This window comes from uncultured Xylophilus sp. (assembly GCA_913776965.1).
Lineage (GTDB): Bacteria > Pseudomonadota > Gammaproteobacteria > Burkholderiales > Burkholderiaceae_C > Xylophilus.
In genome coordinates this window covers 1-6111 of sequence record CAJYQL010000134.1, presented here as the reverse complement: position 1 = coordinate 6111, position 6111 = coordinate 1, and the positions used below count along the sequence as shown (strand labels likewise).

General features: G+C 67.9%; 5 protein-coding genes. 1 reads left to right on the top strand and 4 read right to left on the bottom strand.

The features are described 5' to 3' along the window. Both QZ500_RS19395 and cyoA read right to left on the bottom strand, forming a co-directional pair. On the bottom strand, window positions 1-1332 hold a 1332-nt coding region (locus tag QZ500_RS19395), incomplete at its 3' end, for a cbb3-type cytochrome c oxidase subunit I (RefSeq protein WP_295857738.1). A 33-nt stretch (window positions 1333-1365) separates the two neighbouring features. Further along, window positions 1366-2427, bottom strand: a complete 1062-nt coding sequence (gene cyoA / locus QZ500_RS19390) for a ubiquinol oxidase subunit II (protein ID WP_295857736.1) — start codon at window positions 2425-2427, stop codon at window positions 1366-1368. Between the two features lie 214 nt (window positions 2428-2641). Between cyoA and QZ500_RS19385 the strand changes: the two genes are divergently transcribed. Then, entirely contained in the window at window positions 2642-3934 is a 1293-nt protein-coding gene (locus QZ500_RS19385) for an MFS transporter (RefSeq protein ID WP_295857742.1), read from the top strand. 241 nt (window positions 3935-4175) lie between these two features. Here the strand turns inward: QZ500_RS19385 and QZ500_RS19380 are convergent, their stop codons facing one another. Continuing rightward, entirely contained in the window at window positions 4176-5657 is a 1482-nt protein-coding gene (locus QZ500_RS19380) for a glycine betaine ABC transporter substrate-binding protein (protein ID WP_295857740.1), read from the bottom strand. 74 nt (window positions 5658-5731) lie between these two features. Then, on the bottom strand, window positions 5732-6111 hold a 380-nt coding region (locus QZ500_RS19375), incomplete at its 5' end, for a sigma-70 family RNA polymerase sigma factor (RefSeq protein ID WP_295857734.1).

Here is a 6111-nt window from a genome sequence, read left to right as displayed (position 1 = left end):
GGCGAACATGGCGAACACCACGCCGCCGATGATCACGTTGTGGAAGTGGGCGATCAGGAACAGGCTGTTGTGCAGCACGAAGTCGGCCGGGGGCACGGCCAGCAGCACGCCGGTCATGCCGCCGATGACGAAGGTCACCATGAAGCCGACCGTCCAGAGCATCGGCACCTCGAAGCGGATGCGGCCCTTGTACATGGTGAACAGCCAGTTGAAGATCTTCGCCCCGGTCGGGATCGAGATGATCATCGTCGTGATGCCGAAGAACGAGTTCACGCTGGCGCCGGAGCCCATGGTGAAGAAGTGGTGCAGCCAGACGAGGTACGACAGGATCGTGATCACGACCGTGGCGTAGACCATCGACGCATAGCCGAACAGCCGCTTGCCGCTGAAGGTGGACACCACTTCCGAGAACACGCCGAACAGCGGCAGGATCAGGATGTAGACCTCCGGGTGGCCCCAGATCCAGATCAGGTTCACGTACATCATCGGGTTGCCGCCGAAGTCGTTCGTGAAGAAGTTGAAGCCCAGGTAGCGGTCCATCGACAGCAGCGCGAGCACCGCGGTCAGCACCGGGAAGGCGGCGACGATCAGCACGTTGGTGCAGAGCGAGGTCCAGGTGAAGACCGGCATCTTCATCAGCGTCATGCCGGGTGCGCGCATCTTCACGATCGTCACCAGCAGGTTGATGCCCGACAGCAGCGTGCCGACGCCTGCGATCTGCAGCGACCAGATGTAGTAGTCCACCCCGACGTCCGGGCTGTGCAGGATGCCCGACAGCGGCGGGTAGGCCAGCCAGCCGGTCTTGGCGAATTCGCCGATGAAGAGCGAAGCCATCACCAGCACGGCGCCGGACGTGGTCATCCAGAAGCTGAAGTTGTTCAGGAACGGGAAGGCCACGTCGCGCGCGCCGATCTGCAGCGGCACGACGTAATTCATCAGGCCGGTGACCAGCGGCATCGCCACGAAGAAGATCATGATCACGCCGTGGGCGGTGAAGATCTGGTCGTAGTGGTGCGGCGGAAGGTAGCCCATGTTGTCGCCGAAAGCCATGGCCTGCTGCAGCCGCATCATGATCGCGTCGGCGAAGCCGCGCATCAGCATGACGATGCCCAGGATCATGTACATGATCCCGATCTTCTTGTGGTCGATGCTGGTGAACCACTCGCGCCAGAGGTAGCCCCAGAGGCGGAAGTAGGTGAGCGCGCCCAGCAGGCCGAGGCCGCCCAGGATCACCACCGCGAAGGTCGCGATCAGGATGGGTTCGTGCAGCGGTATCGCCTCCCAGGAGAGGCGGCCGAGGATCAGCTTGGTGAAGTCGAGGTGGTCGAACATCGGGGGTCCGTCAGACGAGAGGGTGGGGCCGCGCTAGAGCGGCTGGACCGGCGTGGCGGTGGAGGCACCGAGGCCGGCCGGATCGGACGGGGTGCACATGGCGGCGACGAAGGTGGAGGCGCGGCGGCCGGTGGTGGCGCCCGGGGCCGAGCGGCTCAGGTTGTAGCTGCCGGGCTGGCCGAGGCCGCCCTGCGCGTCGATCGCCATCATGTCTTTCATGCACATGCGGCCGTCTTCTACGCAGCGGTTCAGGATCGCGTCGTAGAGGCCGGGCGCGACGCTCGCATAACGGCGGACCGGCTCGCGCTCGCTCGGCTTCTCCAGTTCCAGGTAGCCGTCGCGGCCAAGCGTCTTGCCGTCGGCCTTGGCCTGCTGCACCCAGCGGTCGAAGCCCGCCTGGTCGACGCCGCGGAAGCGGAAGCGCATGCCCGAGAAGCCCGCGCCGCTGTAGTTGGCGGAGAAGCCCTCGTACTCGCCGGGCGCGTTGATCACCGCGTGCAGCTTGGTTTCCATGCCCGGCATCGCGTAGATCTGGCCGGCGAGCGCCGGAATGAAGAACGAGTTCATCACGGTCGAGGCGGTGATCTTGAACTGGATCGGCCGGTCGACCGGCGCGGCCATTTCGTTGACCGTGGCGATGCCCTGCTCGGGATAGAGGAACAGCCACTTCCAGTCGAGCGCGACCACCTCGACCACCAGCGGCTTGGTGCCTTCGGGCACGTCGCGGCCGACGGCGATCCGGTCGAGCGGGCGGTACGGGTCGAGCGTGTGGGTGCTGATCCAGGTCAGCGCGCCCAGCGCGATGATGATCAGCAGCGGTGCGGCCCAGATCACCAGCTCCAGGTGGGTGGAATGGTCCCAGTCCGGCTCGTAGGTGGCTTCCTTGTTGGCTTGGCGGTACTTCCAGGCGAAGAACAGGGTTAGCGCGATCACCGGGACGATGATCAGCAGCATCAGCACGGTGGAGGCGACGATCAGGTCGCGCTGCTGGGCGGCCACGTCGCCCGACGGGCTCATCGTCACCGCGCTGCAGCCGGCCAGCACGGCGACGGCGCAGGCGGCGCCGATGCGGCGGAGGGTTGGGAGGAGGGTCATGCCGTAGGAAGGTAAAGATGCCCGTGAGGGTTCAGCGCAGAATCTACGCCGATACGCGCTGTAAGGGGATTGGACGTTTTGTCCTATGGCAACTTTTCCCCTTTGGTGAGAACCTGCAGACTCCGCGGCCGCCCTCGGGCGCCGCCTTCGACCTCCGCGAGCCCGCCCGATGTCCAGCACCCGTACCGACCATATCGACATTTCGCCTCAGACCATGGAGCGCGACACGCGCCAGACCACGGCCGACCGCAGCAAGATCGCCCCCGGCGAGATCGCGGTCGGGGTGGTGATCGGCCGGGCGTCGGAGTATTTCGACTTCTTCGTCTTCGGCATCGCCTGCGTGCTGGTGTTCCCGGCGGTGTTCTTCCCGTTCGAGGACCGGCTGGAAGGCGTGCTCTGGGCGTTCGTGGTGTTCTCGCTCGCGTTCTTCGGCCGCCCGATCGGCACCACCGCCTTCATGGCGATTCAGCGGCGCTACGGCCGCAGCGTCAAGCTGACCGCTGCGCTGTTCCTGCTCGGCTGCTCCACCGCCGGCATGGCCTTCCTGCCGGGCTATGCCTCGCTCGGCCCGGCGGCGATCGTGCTGCTGTCGCTGTTCCGCTTCCTGCAGGGCGCGGCGATCGGCGGCTCCTGGGACGGGCTGCCGTCGCTGCTGGCGCTCAACGCGCCGCAGGCGCGCCGCGGCTGGTACGCGATGATCGGCCAGCTCGGCGCGCCGATCGGCTTCGGCCTGGCGAGCGGCCTGTTCCTGTTCCTGCACAGCAACCTGGCGCTGAAGGACTTCCTTGAGTGGGGCTGGCGCTATCCGTTCTACGTGGCCTTCGCGATCAACGTGGTGGCGCTGTTCGCCCGGCTGCGGCTGGTGGTGACCAACGAATACACCCAGCAGCTGGAAGAGCGTGAACTCGAGCCGACCGGCGTGGTCGAGATGGTGCGCACCCAGGGCTACAACCTGTTCATCGGCGCCTTCGCGTCGCTCGCCAGCTATGCGCTGTTCCACCTGGTGACGGTGTTCCCGCTGTCGTGGATCGCGCTCAACAATTCGCAGTCGATCAACGACGTGCTGACGGTGCAGGTGGTCGGCGCCTTCGTCGGCATGGCCGGCACCGTGGCCTCCGGCTGGCTGGCCGACCGGATCGGCCGGCGTAATACGCTGGGCGTGCTGGCGGTGGCGATCGGCCTGTTCGCCTTCCTTGCACCGGTGCTTCTCGGCGGAGGGCCGGTCGCGCAGGACACCTTCATCCTCGTCGGCTTCGCGCTACTCGGCCTGTCGTACGGCCAGGCGGCCGGCACGGTCACGTCGAACTTCGCCGCCAAGTACCGCTACACCGGCGCGGCGCTGACGACCGACTTCGCCTGGCTGGTGGGTGCGGCCTTTGCACCGGTGGTGGCCCTGGGCCTGTCGGCGCACTACGGCTTGGCGGCCGTCAGCGTCTACCTGCTGTCGGGCACGGTCTGCACGCTGCTGGCGCTGAAGATCAACAAGGCGCTGGAGTCGCGGGACTGACAGGCGCCGCGGCACTCCTGATTCGATAGCGCCCTGCGCAGGTCCTGCCTGCGCAGGGCGCTGTTTTTCGTGTGAAGGGGAGTGCTTTTGATGCCGCCGAGCGTATGGCGACCGGTCGAATGCCACGATTGCAGTGCGAGTTCAGTGCAAATTCAGCGCAATTTCAGATCGATTCCGAGCTGCAGCGCCCGCGCAGCCTGCACTGGCAGCTATCGAAAAAATAGCATGCGATGGGCAATGCTCAATCGGATCGGCGACGCCGCCGCAGCCACCATTCGGCCAGCCCGAAACCGCCTTCCGCCAGCAGCGCCAGCGCGGCCGCGGGCAGGGCGCCGGCCAGCATCAGCTGCCCGTCGTTGAGGGCCAGCCCGGTCACGATCCGCTCGCCGAAGCCGCCTGCGCCGACGAAGGCCGCCAGCGTCGCGGTGCCGATCGCAATCGTCGTGGCGGTCCGCACGCCGGCCAGCAGCACCGGCAGGGCGAGCGGCAGGAGCACCCATCGCAAGGTCTGGCGGCCGGTCATGCCGAGCGCGGCACCCGCCTGGGCCAGTCCGGGCGGCACGCCGTGCAGGCCGGCGACGGTGTTGCGCAGGATCGGGAGCAGGGCGTAGAGCGTCAGCGCCACCAGCGCCGGGGCGGTTCCGATCGCGCCCATCCAGGAAATCAGCACCGCCAGCAGCGCGAGCGACGGGATCGTCTGCAACAGGCCGGTCGCCGCCATCACCACCGCCCGGGCGCGGCGGCGGCGCCAGACCAGCAGGCCGAGCGGCACCGCGATCGCCGTCGCGGCACCGACCGACACGCCGACCAGCAGCAGGTGCTGCGCCGCCAGCCGCGGCAGGTCGGCGCCGAACAGCTTGGCGCCCAGTCCACGCGCGGCATCCGTCGGCGCGCCGCCCGCCAGCAAATCGCGGGCGATGGTGGCGAAGGCGACACCCTGCAGTTCGGCGCGGCCGTTCATCGCGATCATCCGGCGCTCGTCGATCCGGCCTTCCAGCGTCTGCAGCGCGGCCCAGGCACGGGGCAGGCGCTGCGGCAGGTCGAGCCGGTACAGCAGCACCGCGTCGTAGCGCGGGAAATGGCCCCGGTCGTCGGCCAGCACCGTGAGGCCGAGGCTCGCGATCTTCGCGTCGGTGGTGTAAATGTCGATCACGTCCACCTGCCGTGCGGCAATCGCGTCGTAGGCGAGGCCGTGGTCCAGGCCGACAGGCCGCTGCGGCAGCCGGTACCGCGCCGCCAGCCCGGCCCAGCCGTCGATCCGGCCGAGGAATTCGTTCGACAGGCCGAGCCTCAGGTCCGGGTGCTGCGCCAGGTCGGCGAGCGAGCGCAGCCCGAGCCATTCCGCATCCGCCGACCGGACCGCCAGCGCGTAGCCGTCGTTGAAGCCCAGCGGCACGCCGATGCCCAGGCCGAGCGGCGCCAGCGCGGCCCGCAGCGCATCGGTGGCGAGCGGCACCGGGCTTTTCAAGATCTCCAGCGCGATCGTGCCGGTGTAGTCGGGATAGACGTCGATCGCGCCGGAGCGCAGCGCCTCGTAGGTGACCGCGGTGTTGCCGAGGCCCGCCCGCACCACCGGTGCGCGTGGGACCTGCGGCGCCACCGTCTGCGCCATCAATTCCGCCAGGATGTACGACTCGGTGAAGCGCTTGGAGCCGATACGCAGCGCAGGCTCGTCGTTCGCCGCGGCCGACGCACCCGGTGCGGCCCCCATCAGCACCGCCATGAAAAAAGCCGCGAGCAGGGCCGTCAGTCGCATGACGTTCCTGCGCGCGGCCGGTGCCGGTGTCGCCGGGTGAGTTACAGCGTGTCGATGAAGCTGCGCAGCTTGTCGCTGCGGCTCGGGTGCTTCAGCTTGCGCAGCGCCTTCGCCTCGATCTGGCGGATGCGCTCGCGGGTCACGTCGAACTGCTTGCCCACTTCCTCCAGCGTGTGGTCGGTCGACATCTCGATGCCGAAGCGCATGCGCAGCACCTTGGCTTCGCGCGGCGTCAGGCCGTCCAGGATGTCCTTGACCACGTCGCGCCGGCCGGCCTGCATCGCGGCATCGATCGGGGCGGTGTTGGCACCGTCCTCGATGAAGTCGCCCAGGTGGCTGTCGTCGTCGTCGCCGATCGGCGTTTCCATGGAGATCGGCTCCTTGGCGATCTTCATGATCTTGCGGATCTTGTCCTCGGGGA

Coding starts and splice junctions, on each gene's coding strand:
- cyoA (WP_295857736.1), bottom strand. CDS start 2,427: ATGACCCTCCTCCCAACCCTCCGCCGCATCGGCGCCGCCTGCGCCGTC.
- QZ500_RS19385 (WP_295857742.1), top strand. CDS start 2,642: ATGGAGCGCGACACGCGCCAGACCACGGCCGACCGCAGCAAGATCGCC.
- QZ500_RS19380 (WP_295857740.1), bottom strand. CDS start 5,657: ATGGCGGTGCTGATGGGGGCCGCACCGGGTGCGTCGGCCGCGGCGAAC.